Below are 23,302 nucleotides of genomic sequence, written 5' to 3'. Positions count from 1 at the left end.
TGTTTAAGATTGTGACTACTCAAAAATTTCAATATTGCGCTGGATGCGTGTTAACATCTCTAGCAACGTTTTTCTCTCTTCCTCAGAAAAATCATGCAATACACCAGAAATAAAACGTTCTTTCTCTTCCCGGTAATGAATAATTTTCAAACGACCTTCCTCTGACAGAGAAACATACGTAAAACGTTGATCTTTAGGATTTTTCCTCCTAATTACCATTCCCTTATCTTCAAGCTGCTTCAGATGTCTTGTTACGGCTGCATGATCAATGTTAACTTTCTTTTGAAGAGCTCTCTGACTGATCTCTTCAACTTCATATAACTCATGCAAAAGCTCTAAGCGTGTCTGACTGATACCTGTACAGCTCTCAAACTTAGGAACCGTTCTGCGATGGATTTCATATAAACGGTTAATAATCTTCTCATCATCTATATATGAGTTGGACAACAGCATCCCCCTCCTTAAGTAATTGATAGCTCAATAATTGATACGTCAACTAATATAAAATACTTCATCTTAAAAGTCAAACAGAAAAGTTCATTATGTAAAAAACAAAAAGGCTATCTGCGATGAACAGATAGCCAAGCCATGATATTTAATTAATTAGCGCTTTCCGCCAAGAGCTTGAGCTACTAGACGTTTTGTGATTTCTCCACCTACAGATCCGTTAGCACGTGAAGTGCTGTCTGGTCCAAGGTTTACACCGAACTCAGAAGCGATTTCATACTTCATTTGGTCGATAGCTTGTTGTGCACCAGGTACTACTAATTGGTTTGAGTTAGCCATGTTGTTTCACCTCCTTGTTGAATTAAGATTATAATTCCACATTGAATCGTTCTTATGCGCCAGAGCAAAAGGTAGTATTTGCTAATAAAAAAAGGACGACCTTTAGAGTATCGTCCTCTGTGAAACAAGTGGCAAACCTGTTCGTTGTATGTCATTAGGTTTACCTTGAAATGAGTAATTATTCCAATTAACTTATAAAATTTTACAGGTGTATATCTGTATACATTCCTTACCTTTGCGAAACACTATCTGCAAAATATTCTTCTTTTAAAAGACTCATTCGCAATCGATCTACAAACATCCCGTTTCGTAGACGGTCTTGTCTTAAAATCCCTTCTTCTACATAACCTGCTTTCTTATATGAAGCAATAGCTCTTTTATTATCGATCTCTACTCTCAGCCAGATTTTATTAAGAGAGAGTTCACAAAAGCCGTACTTTAACATCTCATGCATAGCTGCAACACCATAGCCTTTGGCCCAATAACTCTTATCTCCAATCGCAATACCTAATTCGGCATGTTGATTCAATCGATCTATATTCTTTAAATCTACCCAACCAATATGTTTACCCATCTCGCTCATTATCGCTTTTTGCTCATAACCGTTATTCTTTGCTATACACTGATCTATCCAATTCCTTGTTTCTTCTATACTGAATGGCGGATATTTGTCAGGCATGTTAAGATGTTTAGTCACTTCTAGGTCTAAACACCATGCATAACGATCTTCAGCATCCCCGATCACTAATTCTCTAAGTTGGACGTTTGGAAGTACCTTTTGCATGATTTCACCTTTTTCTTTGTTTTTTCTTTTGAAAAGATTGTATGGATTTTGTATAACCTGATTTTTCAAAGAAAAGTTCTTTTCCTGGCTGAGCACCTATGAATAAAGACGTTGGGCTATGTTCAAATGCCAATTCCATCAAATGCTTGCCTATGTTGTTTCTTTGATAGTCTGGGCTTACAAGGATTTCAGTGATGGTTCCGAAGAAATAGCCATCTGTAAGAATTCGAACACAGCCAACGAGTTCTTCCTCATCCCAGGCTGTAATGTTCATTGTTTTTTGTAAAGCCTCTTTTGTAAACTGTTCATGGTACTCACCTGGCCATACAGTATTTACTAAAGATAGGAAACTTGAAACACACAAATCATGATTATCTAAAGAATATGTAATTCGTTTTTCTCCATCTTTATATTTCATGAAACACACTCCCTAAAAAGATCTAACTGGTGAAATGAGATGAAGATAATTTGATTTCTCATGTATGGATTCTATTACGATTGGTCTCATTGAGCCGTTAAATTTTATGTTGATCTCTCCATCTCTAATCGTATGTAACGCTTCCTTCAAAAAGTGACCATCGATCGAAATCTTAAAATTATCCTCGCCTGTCAAGTCCATAATTTCTTGTAATTCTTGAATGTGACCCATTTCTGAAGAGCCTGATGAGATGCAAAGTTTACCCTCTTTAATACTCAACGTGATCGTGTTGTTTTTCCATTCACCCGCAAACAAACAGGCACGATCCATTCCTTTTAAAAGAAGCTCTCTATTTAGAGTCAATACTGTAATTTGTTCGTTCGGAATGAGTTTGGATGTATTCGGATATTGGCCAGAAATTAGTCGAGAATATAAAGAAATATGATCTGTTTCAAATAGGATATATCCATCTGCTAATTGGATTTTTACGATTCCTGAATAATCACTGATTAGTTTTACAAGTTCATTCAGACTGGAGCTTGGAACAATATACGAGGTCTCTTCGGTTACCTGGACTTCTTTTATTATAGAAACTAATCGTTGTGAATTAGTCGCAACAGCCGTAAGCTGGTTGTTAGAAAACATAAAATGAACACCTGTAAGGACTGGTCTTGTTTCATTTTTGGCTGTAGCAAAAATCGTTTGATTGATGACCTCTTTTAAGTCATTTGCCTTCAGATGAGGAAGTTTGTTCCATCGATCTCAGGTAATTGTGGATAATCCTCCGCTCGAAATCCATTCAGTTGAGTAAAAATGTCTCCCGATTTAATCTTTACTACTTGCTTTTCGTCTACATCGATATGAACGACTTCTGGAAGCTTTCGAATGAGTTCTGTAAAGTACCGCGCTGAAACGACTGCATTACCTGTTTGATCTATATGGATATTTCCGGACGTTTCATCTTTAGAAATAATCCGTTTAACAATAATATCTGTGTTTGTACCGATGAGTGTGATCCCCTCTTCATTTCCTAGAACTTGAATGCCTGTTAGAATGGGAACAAGTGATTTTTGAGAAACAGCTCTTCCAACATCAGAAAGAGCTTTACTAAATACTTTTTGATCGACCGTGAACTTCATATGTAACGTGTCCTTCCTTGTTAATCTGTATGATTTTCATTAATATTCAGATTATTAGTTTAACACAAAATTCCATTTTTTAGATTCTTAAAAAACCCTTTCTGCTCATTGAGCAAAAAGGGCTATAACACCACTTATTTTACTTTTTCTGCTTTCTTCACGAGTGGAATATAGATGTCGATCTGTTTGTTTTCATGTCCATAACAGCGTTCATCATATAGCTCAAACTCTAATTTCCCATTATGCTCATATCCTGAATCTGGGAACCATTTGGAGAAGATTTCAACCCATGTTTGCTGGATCGATTGTACGAATTTCTCCTCTGAAGCTTTTGGAGTTGTAAAAACGGCATACTCCATCTCCGGAAAACTCCGATAGGACATTCCTTCTGGAGCAGGTGTCCCCTTCTCCACTTCCATTCCAATCATATAAACAAACTCACCGGTTGTCGTATTGTATTCTGTGCATAGCCCGAGTTCCTGGTTCTTGTTTAGAGGGCTTGGTATTTTTTCTCCTAATTTCTTTTGAATATAGTTCTCCCAAAACTTTGGAATATCTACATTATTCTGACCGTCCGTGTTGCGTGTTTTTAAGTCATACCCGATGATGTGGAAAGCTGGTTTTTTAATGATTTTCATTTCCATGTTCATTCCTCCTGTATAACGGTTCATATTCAGGTAAGCCCTTTGATGGAGAGAGACGGGATGAACGGATGCATTCCGGTACTCTCGCGGCGATCGGCCATACTGTTTTTTAAAAGCTCGGTTAAACGATTCATGATAATGAAACCCTAGATCAAAAGCGATATCGATCACTTTATCGTCTGATTGCAACAATCGCTTTGCCGCGTGTGAGAGTCTTCTTTTCCGCACATAATCCATAACAGATTCGCCGACTAGAAACTGAAACACCCTATGATAATGAAAAGGCGAGAAGCAAGCGAGCTCTGCAAGCTCCTCTAATGTAATACGGTTCTGCAAATTCTCTTCAATATAATCGAGTGTCCGCTGAATGCAAACTTCATAATCCATCTCCATCACCTACCTTACTTCCATCATATACACGAACATTTATTCGTTCTTAACCTTTTTTGCTAAGTTACCGTTTTATTTATTCTATATCGACAGAAGCAGCCCTGCTAATGAGAGTTAATTGCATGAGATTGAGCTTGCAATCCCTTGGTTTCGGCTGCTAATCCAGAAGTTTCGGCTTCCAATCCACGATTCGGTAATCGTCGCTATTCGCTATTGCCCCATAAAAAAGCTAGAACCACCAAACATGGTTCTAGCTGCATCACCATTTATTGAATGCCTACTGCGTTAAAGGCTTGGTTTACTGACGTTACCGCTTGTGACGAGGCTCCGTATAGGTCTGTTGCAGACTGGACGGCTGCCGCTCTCGCCTGACTGAAGTTTGAGGATGACGTTAAGTATACCGTGTTCATGCGATAGAAAATCGCACCTAGCTTGTCCCTTCCGATTCCGGTAACGGAAACGCCATAATGACTGCCGCCCTCGCTAAGAAGGTATGCTGCTTTATTGATGATTCCGCTGTTGATATGAACCCCTCCGTTGTCGCCTGTTCCTGTATAACGAACAGAATAGTGATCAGGATCTTGGTATTTTGCTGGATCAGACATGGAACGAAGAGCGTCTCCCACTACGGCAGGCGTATACACATCTTCACCAATCTCAAAGTCAGGATTTTTGCCGTTATAGTACTCTACTAATGTCCCAAAGATATCAGACATCGCTTCGTTCAATGCACCTGACTCGTTCTGATAGACAAGATCTGAACTCGTATCTGTTACGGCATGCGTCAGTTCATGAGCGACTACATCGATACCGCCAGAGAAGGCGATAAAGTTCGTGCCATCACCGTCTCCGTATACCATTTGTGAACCGTTCCAGAAGGCATTATTGTAATTTTTATTAAAGTGAACAGACGATTTAATCTGTGCTCCTCTATTATCATACGAGTTACGTCCGTATGTATTTTTATAATAATCGTAGGTTAAACCGGCAAAGTAATGAGCATCAACGACTGCTTGATCGTATGAACTGTCGAACACGTTGTCCGTTCCACTGTATAGTGTTCCAGGCAAGAATAATTCAGGAAGGAATGTACGGTTCTTCATATCATACGTGAAGATACCGTTTCCACGCGTATTATCTTGCATATAATACTTTCCGCTGGATAACGTAAGGTTCAGTGTTTTGGAATCACCTAGTACACCTTTTCCTGTTCCAGTCGTGTTCGTTCCTGTTACTTCGTGCATGTCGTTATAACGATTAAGGATCTCACCTGACTGTGCATCAATAAAATAGTTCCAGTTCCCTGGCTCAGGAGTTAAGTAATTTAAGTTTACAAGATACGCAAAATGCGCTTTACCTTCTTTCATCAATACGATTTTTTCCGCTTTTGGCTTTTTCTCATATTCCGGTTTTAGACCAAGTGCAGCAGTAGCGATGCCTACCGCTTTTTTCCCAGTGATCTGCTTTGCATTCGTCAATTTTGACTGCATGTCCATATTTGGAGCAACTTCACCCGAGACCACGGTAAGTTCACCGTTTTTATTAATGTGCGCCACTTGCGTATAACCCCAAATTGGAACACCTTTGTATTCTTGCTGAAGCCTTAGAACCGTATTCCCGTTTGCTTCTTTTGTACTCTCTACAATGGAGAACGAATCTTCTGCTGTTGAATTCCCTAGTTTGAAGATTGATTTATGACTGTTCACATAATCGAATAGTACCTTTTGTGCCGAGGCTTTTGATTTAGAAGATAACTTACCTGCTAGAAAAGCTGGAGTTCCAGATTCACTGGTTACTTTCACCTTTACTTGCTCTGTGGCAGCCATTGCTGATGGCCCGAACGCACCTGCGATTAATGTTGCCGCAATCCCCATTGCAACCCACTTCTTCTTTGTCATTGTCACGCCTCCAATTTCCTTTTATTTACTTTGTTTGCAACATCATATCACCTCTCAAACTCTATTTATATGAATTTTCAGAAAGTTAATTAGTTGTTACTAGAGTAAAAAATAGGAAATGAAATCATAGTGTCTGATGGCATATTTTCTTTGTAGTTCTTTTTTACCTAAAATTTGTTAAATAAAAAGAAGGAGATGTTCTAAAAAAATAGAATGATTTATATTATTAGATTAAGGAGGCATAACAGATGACTAACTCACTTTCCATATCAGCTGATCAACAAAAATTAATTGCCAATGCAACTCGCATCCAAATTATCCATTTGTTAAAGAATGAGGAATTAACGGCTAAAGAAGTTGCAGATAAACTGGGAAAAACAGCTGGTACGATTCATTACCACATCCAGCTTCTCTATAACGGAGGCATATTAGAACTTGTAAAAGAACAAAAGAAAGGCGGAATCATAGAAAAATACTACCGCTCTAAATCCACTCGTTTTGAATTAATTGACGAAGATAACACTAAACCCTCGTCTATTTCAACCAACCTTTTACTTGATGATGAAGAGAAGAAGCAGTTCCTAATAGAGTTAGAACAGCTTTTCGTTCGATGGGAAAGTCAAGTCACAAATGATAGCACTAAAAAAGAATATAAGGTCTATTGCACGTTTCAGGTGAATGCGTAATGAGGAAACTAAACAGCGAGTGGAAATTTCCCGCCCTATTGTTATCTGCGGTGGGTATTTCATATATTGGTGACTTTATCTACTTAGTTTCTTTAAATTTATTTATCTTTGCAAAAACGGAATCTGTTGCAGCAGTTGCTGGTTTATGGTTAATCGGCCCTCTAGCTGGAATCGTGACAAGCTTGTGGTCAGGCAGCTTGATCGATCGATTAAATAAAAAAACAATCATGATGATCACTGATATTATGCGCGCGCTACTCGTTGCCTGTATCCCCTTCTTAACAGAATTGTGGATGATTTATATGATCTTGTTTGCCGTTAGCCTCTGTAGTTCATTCTTTAATCCAGCATCTTCAGCCTACACCGTTCAACTCGTACCGAAAGAAAAACGGCTGCGCTATAATTCAATTTCTTCTGTTCTAACGACTGGCGCACTTGTTATCGGACCAGCTATTGCTGGGGCACTCGTCCATTTTGGTTCATATAACTTTGCGATCTGGTGTAATGCTGGTTCATTTCTTTTATCAGCATGCATTCTTTCTTTTCTACCAAGTTTATATGATAAACAAACAGATTCTTCTTCCAGTTCTAACAAACTAAACATAATGATTGATGACTGGCGAATAGTAGGTGACTTTCTAAGAAAACAACGATTGTTTTTAGCTACCTACATCCTTTTTCAATTAATCATGACCTTAGCTGTAGCTCTAGATTCTCAAGAAGTCGTTTTCACACAGACCATTATTGGGCTTACAGAAAGTCAATATAGTTTGCTTGTGAGTATAACTGGAATTGGCTATTTAACCGGATCTTTACTTCTCGCTGTAATGGCTAATAAATTTCCTGTTCCCTACCTTATTGGCTTTGCTTCCACGCTTTTTAGTTTAGGGTATGGAATTTATGCCTTCTCTCATTCATTCTTTTCCGCATGTATAGGTTTTATTATTCTAGGTTTCTTTTCATCATTTGCTAACACCGGATTCCAAACTTTTTTCCAACAAAGTATTCCGTCTAACAAAATGGGAAGAGTTGGAGCTACGTTAGGGTTTTTTCAAAGTATAAGTCTTATCGTTATCATCCTATTTGCTAGTTTCTTAAGTGAGTGGTTAAATGTTAAAGAAGTTGTCATCGGAATATCTCTATTCATCATCTGTTTTGCCGTAACACTTAATGTGTTAATGTACTTTTATCACAATAAAAAAGAAAATTATCATAAAGATGCAAAACAAAAAAAGCTAGCACATTAATTAGTGCTAGCTTTAGATTAATAGATTGTAATTGATTTTATGCTCTCATGAAGCAGTAAGTCTTGTGGTTTTTTGAGTTTTGGATAACCTGTCGTTCTCTCACTGATCACTGTTGGCAAAAACCAAGTTGCTTGAAGTGCTGTCATTCCTGCTTCTGTAGCACCTCTTAATTCGTAAGATCCACCGTCACCAATAAATACTGATTCTTGCGGTATTACACCAAGCTTTTCACAAGCCAGTTGATAGATTTCTTTTTGCGGTTTCGCTACTCGTACCTCATAGGAGAAAATCACTTCATCAAAGTAGTCTGGCAGTTCAGTTGTTTCCCAGGCAACCACTTCTTCTGGAGCAGCATTTGAGATCAGACCGAGCTTCAGGCCATTAGATTTTAAAGTTTGAAGCAGTTCTATCACTTGAGGATCGATCTCTTGAAAAGGAATGCTCTTAGCTGACAATCTTTCTAGGTGAACGTACTCAATAGCTTCTACGTTTGGTGTAATCCCTTGTGAATCTAAAATATCTCTTAACACACTCTGGTGATCTGGAAACGTTCCATTCATTCTAAGCTCTCTTCTTAGATCCCACTCTGCTTTAAAAATATCTTTATCTAATCCTAAAGGTTCGATAGAATACTTGGCTTTCTTATATCCATCTTTCCATTCCGTAATCAACGTTTCATACAGATCAAAGAAAACTGCTTTAACCAAGGTTTCTCCCCCTATTAAAAAATCTTTGCATATACACTAGTATCTCGAAGGCTTGTTGTTGAACCAATCTCCAATGAATCATTGCGTAGAATACCTTCCAATGTAAATCCTAACCGTTCAGGGATGGCTGCACTTTTCGTATTACGTGTGTCACAACGGATCTCAACCCTTCGTGCTTTAAGCTCCTTAACAGCAAAATCAGTAATTCCATTAACGGCTTCTGTCATATATCCTTTTCCTGCATAGCGAGTATCAATCCAATATCCAATCTCAAACTTTGGAATTTCCCAATTAATACGGTGTAATCCTGATGAAGCAATCAAGTTCCCGCTGTCCTTTAAAAATACGAGCAATCTTAAATCTTCCCTGCTTAAAAACTTCAAATGCGCTTCCCGAATATTAACTTCTACATCTTCCTCTGTTTGATCAAAATGGGCAAAAGGTAGCCAAGGCTTTAATTCATCTAGTGAAGCATGAATAGCTTCAAACATCGCTTTGCCATCTCCAGGCTTTGGCATACGAATTAGTAGTCGATCTGTTGTAAATTCAGTTGGGAAATTTATTAAAATTGGTTTCAAAGTGTACCTCCGAGTATCTGTTAGGTAATGTGAGTAAGTTTGTCAGGGTTTACTACCCAATATATCGTTTGTATTAAGTCATTCTTAATCTGTAAGGACAGAACACCAAATACTTGTTGTTCCACATACAGTACAATGCCTGGTTCGCCGTTAACATTCGTATATTTGAATGAAAAGTCTTCCGTTGTTTTTGCCATGATTCCCATATAGAAGCGTGAGATCCGCTCTGCTCCAAGGATTGGAACGAGAGCAGCTTTTATTTTCCCTCCACCATCTGAAATGAGCTTTGCATCTACGGCAAGCAGATTTAATAGATTACTTACATTTCCTGAAACTACTGCTGCTACGAACTGTTCAGTTAGTGCGGAAGCTTTTGGAGGTGACATCGTAGAAGTAGTATGATTGCCTATCGCCTTTTTTGCACGGTGAAAAATTTGTCTGCAGTTTGAACTACTTTTTCCGACCATTTCTGAGATAAAACGATAATCATACTCTAGAACTTCACGAAGTAAAAATACAGCACGTTCCGTTTCTGATAGCTGCTCTAATAAAAGTAAATATGCGGTAGAAAGAGATTCTTTCATTACATATTGTAACGCTGGGTCTTCTTTATTCTCTGCTAATAAAGGCTCTGGAAGCCAGGGTCCTACATATGTTTCTCGTTGTTTACGAGCAGACCTAAGCAGATCCAAACAGCGATTCGTGACGATTTTACAAAGATAAGCTTTTGGGTTCTGAACAAGATCCATTTCTTGTTCACTCCAAGTAATATACGCATCTTGCACGATATCTTCCGCATCTTGCACACTTCCTAGCATTCTATATGCTAATGAAAACAAGAGGGGTTTATATGTTGTAAATAGAAGCTCAGTTTGAACATCATTCATCCATTAAGCCTCCTTTCGCAAACGATTTAATCCTATATTTTGTTCAATAGCTTTTGCTGCTCTTTTAGCACTAGCAAATGCTGCGTCCACCAACATTTCTCCATGTCCTGCACCGTCTCCTGCAATGTAGAGTCCTGGTATTTCAGGTATACTCGGACCAAAATATTGAGTGTCTTTGATGCTGATCATATCTTGCACCACTATCATTCTTGGTAAAAACTGTTGAGCTACAAGTTCTTTTCTCCACTCCGGCTGCATGAGATCAAGAATACTTTCAAGCTCTTTTCTATGACAATCTGCACTGCCCTCTTTATTAGTTCCTAAATATTTAATTAATTGAATAACATTCTTCCCATCCTCGCTTAATGAGCACGCTCGAGAGTGATTAGAGAACAGAATATGCTGATCAATTCCTATCGCAAAATGATGATTTAATTTAGGGAGTCTTTTCAAAGCTACGTCTAGGCATGCAGCATATACGGGAGAAGCTTGTTGACTCCACTTTTCTAGCAATGTCCCTACTGCATTCTTCACCAATTTCATTGATTGCTCAGATCCTATTGTTAATAGTACATTTGAAACTTCGAAGGTATCTCCATCTGAACAGAAGAGTTGATGTGTAATTCCATAATCAATAGAAGAAATCTTCTTGTTTGTATAAATGGTTACTCCAGCAGTCAAAGCCTTATTGCGAAGACTTTCAACGATGGATTGCCAACCATTGTTTACATAGAGGACTCCTTTCAGACCTAGTTGAACTTGTTGGATAGCTGTATTCGCTAATAGTTGATCGTAATCTATGCAATATGTTGATGTTCTGGTCAATGCGTAAAAGATGTTACGGACCATAGGATTTTTAATTTCTTTCTCAGCCCATTCTCGTAAACTCATATGAGGGATCGATGCAGCGTCAATCGTTTTAAGCTTTAACATCACTCTTACCAATTCCGTCTTGTTAGACCATGTTAAAAGTTTTGTTTTGACCATTGCACCTAATGATCCGGGCAGTTCAAAAAGTTTATCATTCCAGACCGCGTATCCATTGGTATCAGGAACTGCCCCAGATACATTTACTTCTAACTCATTTAAAATCTCTTCAGCCGCTCCCCCTCTATATAATGCATGCCCACCTAAGTTAAATAGTGCTCCGTTTTTTGAGATGGTTTGTGCACGACCTCCTAATTGGCTAGCTTTCTCTAGTACTAAGACAGACTTTCCTGCTTGTGCTAAATATACGGCAGAAGTTAAACCGGCTATTCCGCCACCAACAATCGCCACATCAAATGTATTCATGTATAATCACCACTTTCTGATTTTACAAACATGACGATACTGGCGTTTGTTTTGTGACAGAAATCTGTATTTTGTTTACATAGAATATCAAGGGGTAATGGTTTTATAAGGTGACATTTTCATTCAAGTTGCCAAATCTGCAAGAAAGGAGATCAACGTGATGTTATATACCAAGATTCTGGTTGCTTTTGATGGCTCTGAAGGAAGTTACACCGCTCTACACAATGGTAATGAGATTGCACGGCATACAGGGGCTGAGTTAACGTTACTTTATGTGACCAATGAAATAGTTCTGCCATTGTATGGTGGCGTACATCCAGGCGGAGTAGCGAGTTCAGCAGTAGAAGTAAGAGAAGCAGAAATTTTGGAGCAAAGTCATGGTGAAGAAATCCTAAACAGAGCGTTAGGACGTGTGGATCATCAAATAAAGACAACGACAGCCATTTTGCATGGTGACCCGACTACTACCATTTGTGGTTATGCGGATAGCCATAACATCGATCTCATCGTCATTGGTAATCGTGGCCATAGCGGATTTAAAAAACTATTCTTAGGAAGCGTTAGTCAAAAAGTTGTTTCTAACGCACATCAAACTGTACTTGTTTCTAAATAACAATTAATTCGTTTAAGGAGCCCCCTCTTTAAAAGATGGGCTCCTCTATTTTATTCGACCATTTCAGACACTGTTTTGAACGTATAGCCCTTTGCCTTCAAATCCGTAATGATACCTTTAACAGATTCCATCGATTCTGTGCGGCTGTCATACATCACGTGCAGCAGGATGATTGAGCCAGGCTGAATATTTCGACTCACATACTTCACTATTTTTGTAGAATCAGATGCTATTTCTGGGTATGTTTCCGGCTCAATGTTCCAAAGGATTGTCTTTCGATCATGTTTATCTAAGTAGTACGGCAGTCCGATCAATTTTTTCCCATATGGTGGGCGAAAGTGAATCTTCCCCTCGTATCCTGCTTTTCGAATCAGCTTATCTGTTGACTCAATCTCATTACGAATATAAGACGGTGTTTTCAAAACCATTCGTTCATGAGAATAAGAATGGTTTCCAAGCTCATGTCCTTCTGCCACTATTTCTTTTGCTTCTTTCAGGTTCTCTTCAATCTCCCTGCCAGTTACAAAAAAAGTAGCTTTAACGCCCTCTTCTTTTAAAATCGACAAAATTTCATCGGTGTTATCTGTTGGGCCATCATCAAATGTTAAGGCAACTACTTTTTCAGCAGTATCTGCACTTGTTACTAAACCTCCAAAAAATTGAAAGTCTCTCGAACTGCTTAACTTTAAACCGCTGTACGCCAATCCGATCAATAGGAAGATCGCCACGCTTACGTATATGACTATTTTCTTCATTCATTTCTCCTCATTTATGTATAGAACTATTTGTAGGTATGAATTAATAAGAATACCAAAAACTCGTTAAATCTGTCGTAACTGAGCTGTAACCATTTTGACGCAGCATAGCTGTAATATTACCCCGATGATAGGCACCATGAGTCGTGATATGCAGCAACATCTCAGAGATACTCGTCTCTCTTCTTCCCGCCCATGGCGTATCAAGAATTAGCTCTTTGTCCAAATCGACTCCATTGTTAAGAAATTCACTATATTGATTGGTTAATTCGTTATACATCGTAATGATCTCCTCAATACTCTTTGTATCTGACTCTACTTTTTCAATCTCGAGTGCATCTGCCATACTAGTCCCTGAAATGATATGAAACCAAAGCTGATCAACGATGTACATATGTGAAACTACTTTCGAGATGGATGGGAAAACACTCTGCACTGTCTGATGATACACTTCATTTCCAAGTTCTGATAACCGATGGAATAACTCCTTGTTCGCCCAAACGTGATAATCGTACATTTTCATAGCATGATGTGTCATAATACCCTCCCTATTTCTCATTCTTACTTCTTTGCCTATTTTCGACAACACGACAAAATTCCCTCTAATTTTCAGAATTAGGAAGGAACTGGGATTGTTTTGAAGAATTTTTTAATAAGACATTATGCTGGTATGAGGAGAACACATGATGAATCATTTCGAGCACGAGATATAAAACGGCTATTACCCTAGAGGACCTCCAACAAAATAGATAAATTCATTACTTAAAGATAAACTTTTGGAGGTGCACGTATGAAACGTGATGTAGATTTTGAAATGTATATTAAGGAAGTTAACAAACCATTCTCAGGGTGGGATTTTTCATATATAACTGAATCTGGTCGGATGGCAAGTGGAATGCTTTCTTGGTCATATGGCAGTATGGTGACCCCTCTCATTGGAAAAGTGTCATCGATGCTTGACATGGGCACTGGAGGTGGAGAGCTTTTGTCCAAGCTTCAACCGTTTCCTGCAGTAGTTTGTGCAACAGAAGGATATCTGCCAAACGTCCCAATCGCAAGAGAACGTCTTGAACCTCTTGGTGTAAAAGTGTTTCAAATCGGTGATGATGATCTTCTTCCTTTTGAAGATCATACGTTTGACCTTATCATTAATAAACACGAATCCTACTCTCCACTTGAAGTGAAACGCACATTAACGGATGGTGGAATCTTTCTCACACAACAAGTTGGCGGTTCGGATTGTGCTGAGATTAACACATTGCTTGGGTATCCAATCAATGATGAGTTCTCACATTGGAATTTGCGTTTTGCTGAAAATGAACTGCGAGAAAATGGATTTGAACTTTTAGAAACTAAAGAAGAATTTCCTGTTCAGCGCTTTTATGATATTAGTGCCTTGCTCTATTATTTAGATGCAATACCTTGGCAGGTACCAGAGTTCCAACTCGAAGATTCTGTAGAAAAGCTGCATCACATTCATGAACTGATCCAAATGAATGGATACTTTGAAGTGAAACAGCATCGTTTTCTAATAAAAGCGAGGAAAAAATAAGGAAAGTTAAAAAGCTGGCACAGCAATCGTTCGCTTTGAACGCGCTGAGCCAGCTTTTCTTGACAATGTTCTGTTGGATTGTTTGGAAGATAGAGCTTTACTGTCCAGTTCATTCAAAATACTGTCCAGTTTTCTAAATTTACTGTCCACTTTTGAGGTTTTACTGTCCACTTGTCTTCATTTACTGTCCATTTTCAACATTTTACTGTCCACTTATTCAGAAACTACTTCTGAACACTGGTTACCATCCAGCCTTTTTCATCGACCCACTCAAGGTTAACCGTGTATTTTTCATTTGGCTGTTTATTCGGACTGACTTCTGCAACTGATTTCTGTGGGCCACCACCATTTGCGATTTTCCACACCGTCATGTTTTCATCAAGACCTGTAGCCAGACGAATCGCTTTTAGTTTTTCATTCCAGTCTACACTGCCTTCATCATAACTTGATGTATGAGGTCCTGTTTGAGAAGTACCAATTGGTTCGTTTAGAACTGGTTTGTCACCTGAAGCTTGTTGTTTTTTCTTTTCCGCTTCAGCTTTTTCTGCTTTTTCCTTTTTATCTGCTTCTTTTTCAGGATCTATGCCAATTTCTTCAGATGGTTCTTGTTTCTTGGTTTTCTCCTTGTTGTTTGGTTCTTTTTCTTCACGTTCTTCTTCATAAGCACTTTCGTTATCAGGCTGAAGTTTTACCACTTTATGTTTTGGTTCTTTATTTGCTTCCTCTTTCTTTGGCTCTTCTTCACTGCCCATCAGCAGCGCATCTTTTGGCAAGAATAATAACGCTAAAAGAACAGCTCCTAACGCACTGTATAATACAATATTTCTCTTGTTTGACTTCTTGCGTTCTGATCTTCTCATCTATTACAATCACTCCTTCATATCAAACGTTCCCTCTCGTGATAAAACAAAACAAAAAGAACTCTAATAAAGATTAGAGTTCTAACATTTAAAACTTTTATATACTCAACATTAATTATTCGAAGGGATTCACTAAAAATTTGAGGGTGACCAAAGATTTCAGAAGTTTTTGCCAACACAAGTTATGTATTATACCTCTAATACAACAGCCATTTCTTTTCCAAATCTATCACCCTTATCAACAAACCCTAAGCTCTCATACAATTGATGAGCACCCTTATTCTCAGGATGATAACCCACTACAATTACATTAGCATCTAATAAAGTCTTCATTTCTTCAATCATCAACTGTGTTGCGATCTTGCCAATACCTTTTTTCTGGTAATTTTTATCGATCATAATTCGATAGATCCAATACCCATCCAATTCTTCTTTCATGGAGTTGAACATAAGAAATCCAACTGTGTTACCTTCCAATAGAATAGCGTAAGGCTTTAAGGTTGGTTCAAATTTTGATTGAGCGATAGAAACGGCGTTAGGTTCAATATGGCTCACTTGATCATCTGCTACTTCTAAAAAGCAGCATTCGTACCAATTTTCTGCGTTCAGTTCTGCGATCGTCACTTGTTTTTGTGTCATAAGTTCTCCTTTGATTGTAAGTTACATTTCCAATTTTACCATAATATCTCATTTAATGAAGATATAGAATCTAATGATAGCTCAAACGTGATAAAAAACAGTGTCTTCCCATTACTGAAGACACTGCATTTCGTTTAAAGTTAGGCTACGGACTTTTCTTGTTTTGCGGCGAGCTTTTTCATATCAAAACGGACTAGTATGGATACGATGAGCGCAACTATAAACAATCCAGAAAAGAATGTTAAACTGTTCGCGTAAGAACCTGTTGTGTCCTTAATCCACGCAGCGAATAATGGACCTGCAAGACCAGCTGCTGCCCAAGCCGTTAGAATATAACCATGAATCGCTCCAACCTGTTTCGTTCCAAATAGGTCACCAATGTAGGCTGGAATCGATGCGAAACCTCCACCGTAACACGTATAGATAACAGCGAGCATCACCTGAAAAAGAATGGATGATGACGTTTGTGGCAACATGAAAAAGAGAGCGATCTGCAAAACGAAAAATGTCGTATAAGTATTAGGTCGCCCGATGTAGTCTGAAATGGATGCCCATCCAATTCGACCAAAACCGTTGAACAATCCTAAAACGCCCACTAGTGCCGCAGCTTCAGCAGTTGTTAATCCAATACTCTCTTCAGCAAGAGGTTTTGCGGCAGAAAGAATGGCGATACCACATGTAACATTAATGAATAGCATGATCCACAAATAATAAAAACGGCGTGTTTTTACAGCTTCGTTTGCTGTTAGTTGTGAGAGGTCTTGTTTAATTTTCACTTTTCCGCTCTCTACATTCTCTTTAAACCCAGCAGGAAGCCATCCTTCTTCTGGTTTTTCCAAATAAAGAGAGGACAATGTCATTACAGCAAAGTAAGCAATTCCTAAAATGTAGAATGTGTTTGCAATACCAACAGATTTAATAAGTACGTCCATAATAGGAGAACTGACCGCTGCTGCGAAACCAAATCCCATGATAGCAAGTCCTGTTGCTAGCCCACGACGATCGGGAAACCATTTGATCAGTGTAGAAACAGGTGCAATATAACCTACTCCAAGCCCGATTCCACCAAGTACACCATAAAAGATATAAAGCATCGTTAACGAGCCGATATTGACTGCAAGACCAGATCCAGCAATTCCTAATCCAAAGAAAATGGCTGCAAGCAAACCTGCTTTCTTTGGACCATGTTTTTCAACAAAATGTCCTAAAAAAGCTGCAGACAAACCTAAGAATAGGATGGCGATACTGAACGTCATCTGCACTTGTGAAGCTGTCCACCCAAATTTCTCGATCAGTGGATTCGTGAAGTTGCTCCAAGCATATACCGATCCAATAGAAATATGTATTCCTACCGCTGATAAAGCAATGAGCCACCGATTTTTAGACTTTTTCATCCTTATTTCCCCCCTATAAAGTTAATAAAGTTAAACATTCATGAAACTTACCCTAATGTAAGGCACAAAAAAAGACAACATTCAAAAGTACTTATTTTTTCAAATAAGTCCATTGTAGAATGTTGCCTAAAAGCTCTACATACTCGTGCAGAGCGTCCATTCATCATCAAAAGTAGAATAGAAAAAGTACAGATCGTGTATTTTCTCCATTACTTCTCACATTAGTTGTAAGCGTTTTTATAATATCAAATCGTTGCGTTATTCGCAACATAATTTTTTGACTTTTTAGATAATAGCCGGGTGATATGAATTTCTTCGCGATCGACACATTTTAATTTACATAGTTTAATCAGATAACTGGAAAGAAATTTGTCTTTTATTTTTGTGTATTGGTTTGGGTTTTCCCATAGATCGCGAAATACTTCGCACAATACTTGTTCAGCCACACGCTTATCACCAGTAATTCGGAGGGCAACTTGATATAATAGTGTGCTATATGAATCGACCATTTGTTTTAAGGCACTAGAATCCTTATGTAGCAATCTGGTCAATATTGTGCTATCAAGGTCATGTCGTATGTTCATTTCAGCAACACCCTCCTGTTACTTCCTTTGTTAATTTCCAATTCCCATAAATTAAAGGTGTTAAACATTGAATACAACACTTGTCCAATATTCATATATATTTTGTACAACAAAAAACAGCACTTGAATTTCAAGCACTGTTTTAATTAACACTTATTTTTTTAGATTTTTCTCTACTGAATATTTTATACCTGCAACTGTTCCTATCCCAAGAAGTGCGTATTTTAATCCGACTAATGTAGCTTCTGGTGTAGCAGCCCCCGCTTCCCAAAAGGCATAAAGAACGCCTAGGACAACTGCAACAATGGGGATATACTTGTTCGAAAAACGATCCGTATGACGAATGGCATATAAAACCACAGCTAAACCAATGTACGGTGCAAAATCGGTCATAAAATCCATGATTTCCACCCCAATCGATAAAATTTGTATAGCTAATACAAATTTTATTAAAACTTGGATGAAAATAGACCGTTACGTAAAAATATTATCTCCATGTAGCTTTTTCGATTGCAGTGTCACATTGATTGAATAAACTTCTCACTAAATCACCAGCAGACCTTACTTGCGCTAGAGCACATGCTTGACCAGCCCACATGGACATCATTTCTTTATTTCCTTGATTAGCTGCTTCTCTTCTAATATCAGACGTTAACATATGCTGCAGTGGATAAGGAGGCAAATCACGAATATGACTCTCTAAGTCTATCATCATCTTATTCTTAAAGCCTCTCGCACTTTTTCCAGAGAAAACTTTTGTTATTTTCGTGTCAGTATCACGACTAGATAGGATGGTCTGTTTGTGAATGGTATTTGCTCCGCTCTCTTTAACTGTCAAAAATGCTGTGCCCAGCTGAACAGCTGAGGCACCTAAAGTTAGTGCTGCTGCCATTCCCCTACCATCCATGATGCCCCCCGCTGCCACAACCGGACATGAAACAGCGTCTACTACTTGTGGAACAAGAGCCATCGTGCCGATCATAGATTCACTTTCACCATTTAAGAATGTACCTCTATGCCCGCCTGCCTCAGCACCCTGTGCAACGATAAGATCTACACCATTGGATTCAAGGTGAATCGCTTCTTTAACAGAAGTTGCCGTTGCGATAACAACCATTTCTAATGCATGTAAGTCTTCTACTAATCTTTTAGACGGCGCATTAAATGTAAAACTAACTATTTTAACGCCCGCTTCGATCACGGTGGCGAGCTGTTTCTTAAATAAATTCTCCACATCTGGAATGTCATGAACTTCAGGTATTCCAAGTTTTGAACGGTATGTATTCAAGTGTTGCTGCATCGCTTGAATAGCTTCCTCGTCCATTTTATGTGTCTCGGGCTCGGGGAGAAACAGATTCACAGCAATGGGAGATCGTGTGAGTTGCTGAATATTTTTTAAAGCCGTTTTAATTTGTTGAGGACTCATATATCCTGCACCAAGTGTTCCTAATGCTCCTGCTTCACTTACTTCTGCTACTAATTCAGGTATTGTTGGGCCACCCGCCATACCCGCTTGTATGATTGGATATTTAATATTGAGCATGCTGCAGATCATACGTATCTTCCTCCATTTCCTGCTTTTTAAATAGCATAACAAAAAGATAGAGCTCTAGTCTGTTTCGACTAAAGCTCTTCCCTCCATTAAACTGCAATTTTTCTATTTTCGTACATCTCCTGAATGGCTTCTTCACTTTTACCTTCGTCAAACTCATTTTCACTTTTAGATACCACGATCGTTGCAATTCCGTTTCCGATTAAGTTTACAATGGCACGCGCTTCACTCATGAAACGGTCAACTCCTAATAGAAGTGCCAACCCTTCAACAGGAATGACTTGCATAGCCGTTAGCGTAGATGCAAGGACGATGAACCCACCACCTGTAACTGCGGCTGCACCTTTAGACGTTAGCATCAATACAGCGATAATGGTTAATTGCTGGGTTAGACTGAGATCGATGCCAAATACTTGAGCTAAAAATACGACTGCCATCGAGAGGTAGATGCTTGTTCCGTCTAAGTTGAAAGAATAACCGGTTGGTATAACAAGACCTACAACAGATTTCGAGCATCCGAACTTCTCCATCTTGTTCATCATTCGTGGCAGAACCGATTCTGAAGAACTTGTTCCGAGTACGATCAAGAGCTCTTCTTTTATAAATTTCAAATACTTCCACAAACTGAATCCATACATCTTACAAATCAGGTTCAACACGATAAAAACAAAGAAGAACATCGTCGTATACACCGCGATCATTAACTTACCGAGCGGTACGAGTGACTCTAGTCCATAGTTTCCTATTGTAAACGCCATCGCACCGAACGCTCCAAGTGGCGCAGCTTTCATGATATAACCGACGATCTTGAAAAAGACGTTCAGCAACTTTTCAAAGAATTCGATAATGATCTTTCCGCTGTTTCCGAGTGCCGTAAGTCCAACACCAAACAGAATGGAAAAGAATAGTACTTGCAGAATATCACCTTTAGCAAATGCATCAACCATGTTGCTCGGAACGATATGTGTAACGAATTCGATCCAATCGATCTTACCGCCTTCTTCAGACGTGTATTGTGACACATCACCTTTCTCAAGCTTATCAAAGTCTAAGCCCGCACCTGGTTTTAACACGTTAACAACGATCAATCCAATAACAAGTGCGAGCGTCGTAACAATTTCAAAGTAGATGAAAGCTTTCCCTCCAACTTTACCTACCTTTTTCATGTCACCCATTTTAGCGATGCCTAGTACGATCGTTAAGAAGATAATGGGTGCGATCACCATCTTCACAGCATTAATAAATGTATCTCCTACAGGTTTCATCTGTTTCCCAAAATCTGGCCAGAAGAGTCCCACTAGTACACCTACGGCGATAGCCGTTAAAACCTGAAACGTTAAGTTCTTAAATAACCTTTTCATTGTTCTTCTCCTTTCGAGTTTGAAAATGAATTTTTAGAAAGTTAAATTGTCTGGGGTCTGACCCGGGGTCAGACCCCAGACAATTTCCATACAATTTAACAAGCCAAAGAAAAACGCTACCATTTGTAAAAACAATGATAGCGCTTCCATTAATTTATTAGAATATTAAGAACTTATTGGACGTTTTGGTCTTTTTGGTCTTCAACTATTTTTTAAGAAGATATCGATTGACAGGTCGTCCGACCGTACCGTACTGAATATCCATTTGAATCGTTCCGTTCTTTACTAAATATTCAAGATATCTTCGTGCTGTCACTCGTGCGATGCCTATTCCTTCTGCTACCTCTTCTGCCGACTTCGCCTCAACCTGCGATTTTATAAAGCTTGCGATCTGTTTAAGCGTCAGTTCGTTCAACCCTTTAGGAAGCTCCGCCGTAACAGGAACATCACGTATCTCAGAATAGAAAAGATTATCTAGATCTTTTTGCGTAACTGTTCCGGATGGTGACACGGTAGAATGATACGTTCGATATTTGTTTAAGGCTTTTTCAATACGCTCAAAAGTAAATGGTTTGATAATATAATCGAACGCGCCGTTCTGCATCATAGAACGGATGGTCTCTAAGTCGTTGGCAGCTGTAATAATGATAACGTCTACCTGAATCTTTTCCGCTCGTATCTGCTGAAGTGTTTCAATCCCATCCTGCTCTGGCATGTAGATATCGAGTACGACGAGATCTGGCTTATGCTTTCTTATACGTTTCAATCCTTCTGTTCCATTTGATGCTGTATCGATTACCTTAAATCGCTTTACTTTTTCAATAAACGCTTTGTTTATCTCTAAGACCATCGGATCGTCTTCAATCAACAGAACCTTTATCTCAATCATCCTCTTCACCTCTACCATTCATCGGAAATACTATTACAATACTTGTTCCCTGGTTTTCTTCAGATGTTACTTCTATGTCTCCGTTACCTTTTTCTACAATCTGACGAATCAGGTACAACCCGATTCCAGACCCACTATTTCCTTTTGTCGTATATCCTCTTTCAAACATATGCTGCTGGACTTCCTGACTCATTCCGCATCCGTTGTCCTCGACCAAAATCGCACAAGCCTCGGAATCCTGGGCGATGGAAACATCAATCCTGCCCTCATGAACTCCTTTTAGAGCGTCATACGCGTTCTCTATCAGATTACCAATGATCGTTACAAAATCATGCTGATCGAGTTGATCTGGGAACGTTTTAAGTGAGCTCTCATTATCAATATCCACTTTTATTCCGAGTTCTTTTCCGCGTCCAACTTTGCTTAACAATAGACCTGCAAGACTCTCGTTCTTGATCCTTTGATTTAAAAACCGAGTGAGTGAACCTTTTTCTTCTGATATCTGAAAAACATACTGCATCGCTTTTTTCAAATTGCCTAACTGAAGAAGCCCTGCGATCGTATGAAGCTTGTTCATGTGCTCGTGGTTCTGAACTCGTAGTGCCTCTACAAATGCTTTAACACCTGTCAGTTCTTCAGCCATCTTTGCAACTTCTGTTCTATCCTGGAAAATAGCGACAGCTCCAACGATCTTGTTATTTACTTTTATCGGCACTCGGTTACTCATGATCACTTTTCCACTTACTCGAATTTCTTGATTATAAACAGGACGACTCAGTTCTATGATCTCTGGAAGACGCGTATCTGGTATTACTTCACGAATCTGTTTTCCGACAACGTCACCCCTGACTGAGAATATACTTTTTGCTTTTTCATTAAAGATCGTGATGAGTTCCTCTTTATCAATTGCGATTACACCTTCATGCATAGAGTGGAACGTTGCTGTTCTCTCTTCGAACATTCGGACGATCTCGTGTGGTTCTAAATAAAACATCTGCTGTTTAAGATGACGAGCTAGCAGATAGGAACCGATCACACCGAACGAGAGAACCAATAATAGAATAAGAGTCATCTCATCTGTCAGGTCATGAAACACTTCGTAGTAACCTGGTATCACATGACCGACCACAACAACCCCGATCTGCTCTAGCTCATCATTTTTGATGGGAACAAATGCCCTTACAGCTGTACCCATCTCTCCCTTTGCTTTCGAAATAAACGTGTGGTCAGCAAAGGCTGCTCCTTCATCACTCCCTTTAGACACCGTACCAATCATGTCTTTAACAGGATGAGAATATCGGATATGATCCATGTCCATGACCACGACATAATCTGCTTCATTAATGACTCGTATCTTTTCAACGACTGGTTCTATCTCATTCCAACCCTTATTTATCTGAATGTATTTCTTCACTTCGGGAAGCTGTGCCACGGTGCGTGAAGTAATCATTGCCCGCTTACCAAGCTCTTCTTCCTGAATATCGAGGATCTTACCAATAATGACGACACCTCCGATTAGGATGGCATAGAGCACGATTCCAAACGTTAGGATCATGATTTTTGTTCGAATGGGTAATCGTTTCATCGTCATTTACTAGCAACCTCCTTTTCATTGTCACTATTGTATCATTTCAATTTCAATATGT

The 23,302-nt window shown here is 38.9% G+C and carries 27 protein-coding genes; 4 read left to right on the top strand and 23 right to left on the bottom strand.

The window, feature by feature from the left end:
* Positions 1 to 15 precede the first annotated feature (15 nt).
* The 8 genes from ACOZ9X_RS13780 to ACOZ9X_RS13745 all read right to left on the bottom strand — a co-directional run bounded on the left by ACOZ9X_RS13780 (position 16) and on the right by ACOZ9X_RS13745 (position 6,059).
* A complete protein-coding gene (locus ACOZ9X_RS13780) occupies positions 16 to 453 on the bottom strand; it encodes a MarR family winged helix-turn-helix transcriptional regulator (protein WP_423418673.1) in 438 nt (145 codons plus the stop codon).
* Between the two features lie 150 nt (positions 454 to 603).
* A complete protein-coding gene (locus tag ACOZ9X_RS13775; RefSeq protein WP_197222258.1) occupies positions 604 to 786 on the bottom strand; it encodes an alpha/beta-type small acid-soluble spore protein in 183 nt (60 codons plus the stop codon).
* A 229-nt stretch (positions 787 to 1,015) separates the two neighbouring features.
* The gene (locus ACOZ9X_RS13770; RefSeq protein WP_423418672.1) at positions 1,016 to 1,570 is read right to left on the bottom strand and encodes a GNAT family N-acetyltransferase; all 555 of its coding nucleotides are present in this window, start codon (positions 1,568 to 1,570) and stop codon (positions 1,016 to 1,018) included.
* Between the two features lie 4 nt (positions 1,571 to 1,574).
* Complete coding sequence (locus tag ACOZ9X_RS13765) at positions 1,575 to 1,988, bottom strand: GNAT family N-acetyltransferase (RefSeq protein WP_423418671.1); 414 nt, start codon at positions 1,986 to 1,988, stop codon at positions 1,575 to 1,577.
* Positions 1,989 to 2,000: 12 nt separating this feature from the next.
* Positions 2,001 to 2,687: a DNA polymerase III subunit beta gene (dnaN, locus tag ACOZ9X_RS13760; RefSeq protein ID WP_423418954.1), complete on the bottom strand. Its 687-nt coding sequence runs from the start codon at positions 2,685 to 2,687 to the stop codon at positions 2,001 to 2,003.
* 35 nt (positions 2,688 to 2,722) lie between these two features.
* Positions 2,723 to 3,127, bottom strand: a complete 405-nt coding sequence (locus tag ACOZ9X_RS13755) for a hypothetical protein (RefSeq protein WP_423418670.1) — start codon at positions 3,125 to 3,127, stop codon at positions 2,723 to 2,725.
* 134 nt (positions 3,128 to 3,261) lie between these two features.
* Positions 3,262 to 4,158, bottom strand: a complete 897-nt coding sequence (locus tag ACOZ9X_RS13750) for an AraC family transcriptional regulator (RefSeq protein ID WP_423418669.1) — start codon at positions 4,156 to 4,158, stop codon at positions 3,262 to 3,264.
* A gap of 269 nt (positions 4,159 to 4,427) precedes the next feature.
* Entirely contained in the window at positions 4,428 to 6,059 is a 1,632-nt protein-coding gene (locus ACOZ9X_RS13745; RefSeq protein ID WP_423418668.1) for a M4 family metallopeptidase, read from the bottom strand.
* Positions 6,060 to 6,307: 248 nt separating this feature from the next.
* On the opposite strand from ACOZ9X_RS13745, the gene ACOZ9X_RS13740 reads away from it, so the two are divergent.
* Both ACOZ9X_RS13740 and ACOZ9X_RS13735 read left to right on the top strand, forming a co-directional pair.
* Positions 6,308 to 6,745, top strand: a complete 438-nt coding sequence (locus tag ACOZ9X_RS13740) for an ArsR/SmtB family transcription factor (RefSeq protein WP_423418667.1) — start codon at positions 6,308 to 6,310, stop codon at positions 6,743 to 6,745.
* Positions 6,745 to 7,992, top strand: a complete 1,248-nt coding sequence (locus ACOZ9X_RS13735) for an MFS transporter (RefSeq protein ID WP_423418666.1) — start codon at positions 6,745 to 6,747, stop codon at positions 7,990 to 7,992. The genes ACOZ9X_RS13740 and ACOZ9X_RS13735 overlap by 1 nt, the downstream gene beginning before the upstream one ends.
* 17 nt (positions 7,993 to 8,009) lie before the next feature.
* Here the strand turns inward: ACOZ9X_RS13735 and ACOZ9X_RS13730 are convergent, their stop codons facing one another.
* The 4 genes from ACOZ9X_RS13730 to ACOZ9X_RS13715 are packed head-to-tail and all read right to left on the bottom strand — an operon-like array spanning position 8,010 to position 11,457.
* Positions 8,010 to 8,699 carry an HAD family hydrolase gene (locus ACOZ9X_RS13730; RefSeq protein ID WP_423418665.1) on the bottom strand — a complete coding sequence of 230 codons (690 nt, stop codon included), beginning with the start codon at positions 8,697 to 8,699 and terminating at the stop codon, positions 8,010 to 8,012.
* 14 nt (positions 8,700 to 8,713) lie between these two features.
* Positions 8,714 to 9,277 carry a GNAT family N-acetyltransferase gene (locus tag ACOZ9X_RS13725; protein WP_379676765.1) on the bottom strand — a complete coding sequence of 188 codons (564 nt, stop codon included), beginning with the start codon at positions 9,275 to 9,277 and terminating at the stop codon, positions 8,714 to 8,716.
* Between the two features lie 20 nt (positions 9,278 to 9,297).
* Entirely contained in the window at positions 9,298 to 10,164 is an 867-nt protein-coding gene (locus ACOZ9X_RS13720; protein ID WP_144701987.1) for an RNA polymerase sigma-70 factor, read from the bottom strand.
* Positions 10,165 to 10,167: 3 nt separating this feature from the next.
* Positions 10,168 to 11,457: a phytoene desaturase family protein gene (locus tag ACOZ9X_RS13715; protein ID WP_423418664.1), complete on the bottom strand. Its 1,290-nt coding sequence runs from the start codon at positions 11,455 to 11,457 to the stop codon at positions 10,168 to 10,170.
* A gap of 160 nt (positions 11,458 to 11,617) precedes the next feature.
* Between ACOZ9X_RS13715 and ACOZ9X_RS13710 the strand changes: the two genes are divergently transcribed.
* Complete coding sequence (locus tag ACOZ9X_RS13710) at positions 11,618 to 12,070, top strand: universal stress protein (RefSeq protein ID WP_423418663.1); 453 nt, start codon at positions 11,618 to 11,620, stop codon at positions 12,068 to 12,070.
* A gap of 50 nt (positions 12,071 to 12,120) precedes the next feature.
* Here the strand turns inward: ACOZ9X_RS13710 and ACOZ9X_RS13705 are convergent, their stop codons facing one another.
* Together ACOZ9X_RS13705 and ACOZ9X_RS13700 are read right to left on the bottom strand one after the other, a co-directional pair.
* Positions 12,121 to 12,825, bottom strand: a complete 705-nt coding sequence (locus ACOZ9X_RS13705; RefSeq protein WP_423418662.1) for a polysaccharide deacetylase family protein — start codon at positions 12,823 to 12,825, stop codon at positions 12,121 to 12,123.
* A gap of 43 nt (positions 12,826 to 12,868) precedes the next feature.
* A complete protein-coding gene (locus tag ACOZ9X_RS13700) occupies positions 12,869 to 13,363 on the bottom strand; it encodes a DinB family protein (protein WP_423418661.1) in 495 nt (164 codons plus the stop codon).
* Between the two features lie 252 nt (positions 13,364 to 13,615).
* Here ACOZ9X_RS13700 and ACOZ9X_RS13695 point away from each other — a divergent pair, with 252 nt between their 5' ends.
* A complete protein-coding gene (locus ACOZ9X_RS13695; RefSeq protein WP_423418660.1) occupies positions 13,616 to 14,377 on the top strand; it encodes a class I SAM-dependent methyltransferase in 762 nt (253 codons plus the stop codon).
* Between the two features lie 224 nt (positions 14,378 to 14,601).
* Here the strand turns inward: ACOZ9X_RS13695 and ACOZ9X_RS13690 are convergent, their stop codons facing one another.
* The 9 genes from ACOZ9X_RS13690 to ACOZ9X_RS13650 all read right to left on the bottom strand — a co-directional run bounded on the left by ACOZ9X_RS13690 (position 14,602) and on the right by ACOZ9X_RS13650 (position 23,247).
* On the bottom strand, positions 14,602 to 15,237 hold the full coding sequence (locus tag ACOZ9X_RS13690; protein WP_144702005.1) for a YrrS family protein: 636 nt from the start codon (positions 15,235 to 15,237) through the stop codon (positions 14,602 to 14,604).
* A gap of 189 nt (positions 15,238 to 15,426) precedes the next feature.
* Positions 15,427 to 15,876 carry a GNAT family N-acetyltransferase gene (locus ACOZ9X_RS13685; protein WP_144702008.1) on the bottom strand — a complete coding sequence of 150 codons (450 nt, stop codon included), beginning with the start codon at positions 15,874 to 15,876 and terminating at the stop codon, positions 15,427 to 15,429.
* Positions 15,877 to 16,016: 140 nt separating this feature from the next.
* Positions 16,017 to 17,270, bottom strand: a complete 1,254-nt coding sequence (locus ACOZ9X_RS13680) for an L-lactate MFS transporter (protein ID WP_144702011.1) — start codon at positions 17,268 to 17,270, stop codon at positions 16,017 to 16,019.
* Positions 17,271 to 17,515: 245 nt separating this feature from the next.
* Positions 17,516 to 17,854 carry an RNA polymerase sigma factor gene (locus ACOZ9X_RS13675; protein ID WP_423418659.1) on the bottom strand — a complete coding sequence of 113 codons (339 nt, stop codon included), beginning with the start codon at positions 17,852 to 17,854 and terminating at the stop codon, positions 17,516 to 17,518.
* 153 nt (positions 17,855 to 18,007) lie between these two features.
* On the bottom strand, positions 18,008 to 18,256 hold the full coding sequence (locus ACOZ9X_RS13670) for a phage holin family protein (RefSeq protein ID WP_144702017.1): 249 nt from the start codon (positions 18,254 to 18,256) through the stop codon (positions 18,008 to 18,010).
* 85 nt (positions 18,257 to 18,341) lie between these two features.
* The gene (locus tag ACOZ9X_RS13665) at positions 18,342 to 19,409 is read right to left on the bottom strand and encodes an NAD(P)H-dependent flavin oxidoreductase (RefSeq protein ID WP_423418658.1); all 1,068 of its coding nucleotides are present in this window, start codon (positions 19,407 to 19,409) and stop codon (positions 18,342 to 18,344) included.
* Positions 19,410 to 19,495: 86 nt separating this feature from the next.
* On the bottom strand, positions 19,496 to 20,767 hold the full coding sequence (dctP, locus tag ACOZ9X_RS13660) for a C4-dicarboxylate transporter DctP (RefSeq protein WP_144702023.1): 1,272 nt from the start codon (positions 20,765 to 20,767) through the stop codon (positions 19,496 to 19,498).
* Between the two features lie 205 nt (positions 20,768 to 20,972).
* Positions 20,973 to 21,656, bottom strand: coding sequence for a response regulator (locus tag ACOZ9X_RS13655; RefSeq protein WP_423418657.1), 684 nt, complete (start codon positions 21,654 to 21,656; stop codon positions 20,973 to 20,975).
* Entirely contained in the window at positions 21,649 to 23,247 is a 1,599-nt protein-coding gene (locus tag ACOZ9X_RS13650; RefSeq protein WP_423418656.1) for an ATP-binding protein, read from the bottom strand. The genes ACOZ9X_RS13655 and ACOZ9X_RS13650 overlap by 8 nt, the downstream gene beginning before the upstream one ends.
* Positions 23,248 to 23,302: the final 55 nt, after the last annotated feature.

The organism is Fictibacillus nanhaiensis, from assembly GCF_049537595.1.
Taxonomy (GTDB): domain Bacteria; phylum Bacillota; class Bacilli; order Bacillales; family Fictibacillaceae; genus Fictibacillus; species Fictibacillus nanhaiensis_F.
The sequence above is the reverse complement of the archived record's forward strand: the minus strand, read 5'-3'. Positions and strand labels throughout refer to the sequence as shown.

Coding starts and splice junctions, on each gene's coding strand:
- ACOZ9X_RS13690 (WP_144702005.1), bottom strand. CDS start 15,237: ATGAGAAGATCAGAACGCAAGAAGTCAAACAAGAGAAATATTGTATTA.
- ACOZ9X_RS13765 (WP_423418671.1), bottom strand. CDS start 1,988: ATGAAATATAAAGATGGAGAAAAACGAATTACATATTCTTTAGATAAT.
- ACOZ9X_RS13740 (WP_423418667.1), top strand. CDS start 6,308: ATGACTAACTCACTTTCCATATCAGCTGATCAACAAAAATTAATTGCC.
- ACOZ9X_RS13680 (WP_144702011.1), bottom strand. CDS start 17,270: ATGAAAAAGTCTAAAAATCGGTGGCTCATTGCTTTATCAGCGGTAGGA.
- ACOZ9X_RS13650 (WP_423418656.1), bottom strand. CDS start 23,247: ATGACGATGAAACGATTACCCATTCGAACAAAAATCATGATCCTAACG.
- ACOZ9X_RS13775 (WP_197222258.1), bottom strand. CDS start 786: ATGGCTAACTCAAACCAATTAGTAGTACCTGGTGCACAACAAGCTATC.
- ACOZ9X_RS13705 (WP_423418662.1), bottom strand. CDS start 12,825: ATGAAGAAAATAGTCATATACGTAAGCGTGGCGATCTTCCTATTGATC.
- ACOZ9X_RS13700 (WP_423418661.1), bottom strand. CDS start 13,363: ATGACACATCATGCTATGAAAATGTACGATTATCACGTTTGGGCGAAC.
- ACOZ9X_RS13655 (WP_423418657.1), bottom strand. CDS start 21,656: ATGATTGAGATAAAGGTTCTGTTGATTGAAGACGATCCGATGGTCTTA.
- ACOZ9X_RS13710 (WP_423418663.1), top strand. CDS start 11,618: ATGTTATATACCAAGATTCTGGTTGCTTTTGATGGCTCTGAAGGAAGT.
- ACOZ9X_RS13750 (WP_423418669.1), bottom strand. CDS start 4,158: ATGGATTATGAAGTTTGCATTCAGCGGACACTCGATTATATTGAAGAG.
- ACOZ9X_RS13670 (WP_144702017.1), bottom strand. CDS start 18,256: ATGGATTTTATGACCGATTTTGCACCGTACATTGGTTTAGCTGTGGTT.
- ACOZ9X_RS13770 (WP_423418672.1), bottom strand. CDS start 1,570: ATGCAAAAGGTACTTCCAAACGTCCAACTTAGAGAATTAGTGATCGGG.
- ACOZ9X_RS13780 (WP_423418673.1), bottom strand. CDS start 453: ATGCTGTTGTCCAACTCATATATAGATGATGAGAAGATTATTAACCGT.
- dctP (WP_144702023.1), bottom strand. CDS start 20,767: ATGAAAAGGTTATTTAAGAACTTAACGTTTCAGGTTTTAACGGCTATC.
- ACOZ9X_RS13720 (WP_144701987.1), bottom strand. CDS start 10,164: ATGAATGATGTTCAAACTGAGCTTCTATTTACAACATATAAACCCCTC.
- ACOZ9X_RS13745 (WP_423418668.1), bottom strand. CDS start 6,059: ATGACAAAGAAGAAGTGGGTTGCAATGGGGATTGCGGCAACATTAATC.
- ACOZ9X_RS13755 (WP_423418670.1), bottom strand. CDS start 3,127: ATGAAGTTCACGGTCGATCAAAAAGTATTTAGTAAAGCTCTTTCTGAT.
- ACOZ9X_RS13685 (WP_144702008.1), bottom strand. CDS start 15,876: ATGACACAAAAACAAGTGACGATCGCAGAACTGAACGCAGAAAATTGG.
- ACOZ9X_RS13665 (WP_423418658.1), bottom strand. CDS start 19,409: ATGATCTGCAGCATGCTCAATATTAAATATCCAATCATACAAGCGGGT.
- ACOZ9X_RS13675 (WP_423418659.1), bottom strand. CDS start 17,854: ATGAACATACGACATGACCTTGATAGCACAATATTGACCAGATTGCTA.
- ACOZ9X_RS13715 (WP_423418664.1), bottom strand. CDS start 11,457: ATGAATACATTTGATGTGGCGATTGTTGGTGGCGGAATAGCCGGTTTA.
- ACOZ9X_RS13735 (WP_423418666.1), top strand. CDS start 6,745: ATGAGGAAACTAAACAGCGAGTGGAAATTTCCCGCCCTATTGTTATCT.
- ACOZ9X_RS13695 (WP_423418660.1), top strand. CDS start 13,616: ATGAAACGTGATGTAGATTTTGAAATGTATATTAAGGAAGTTAACAAA.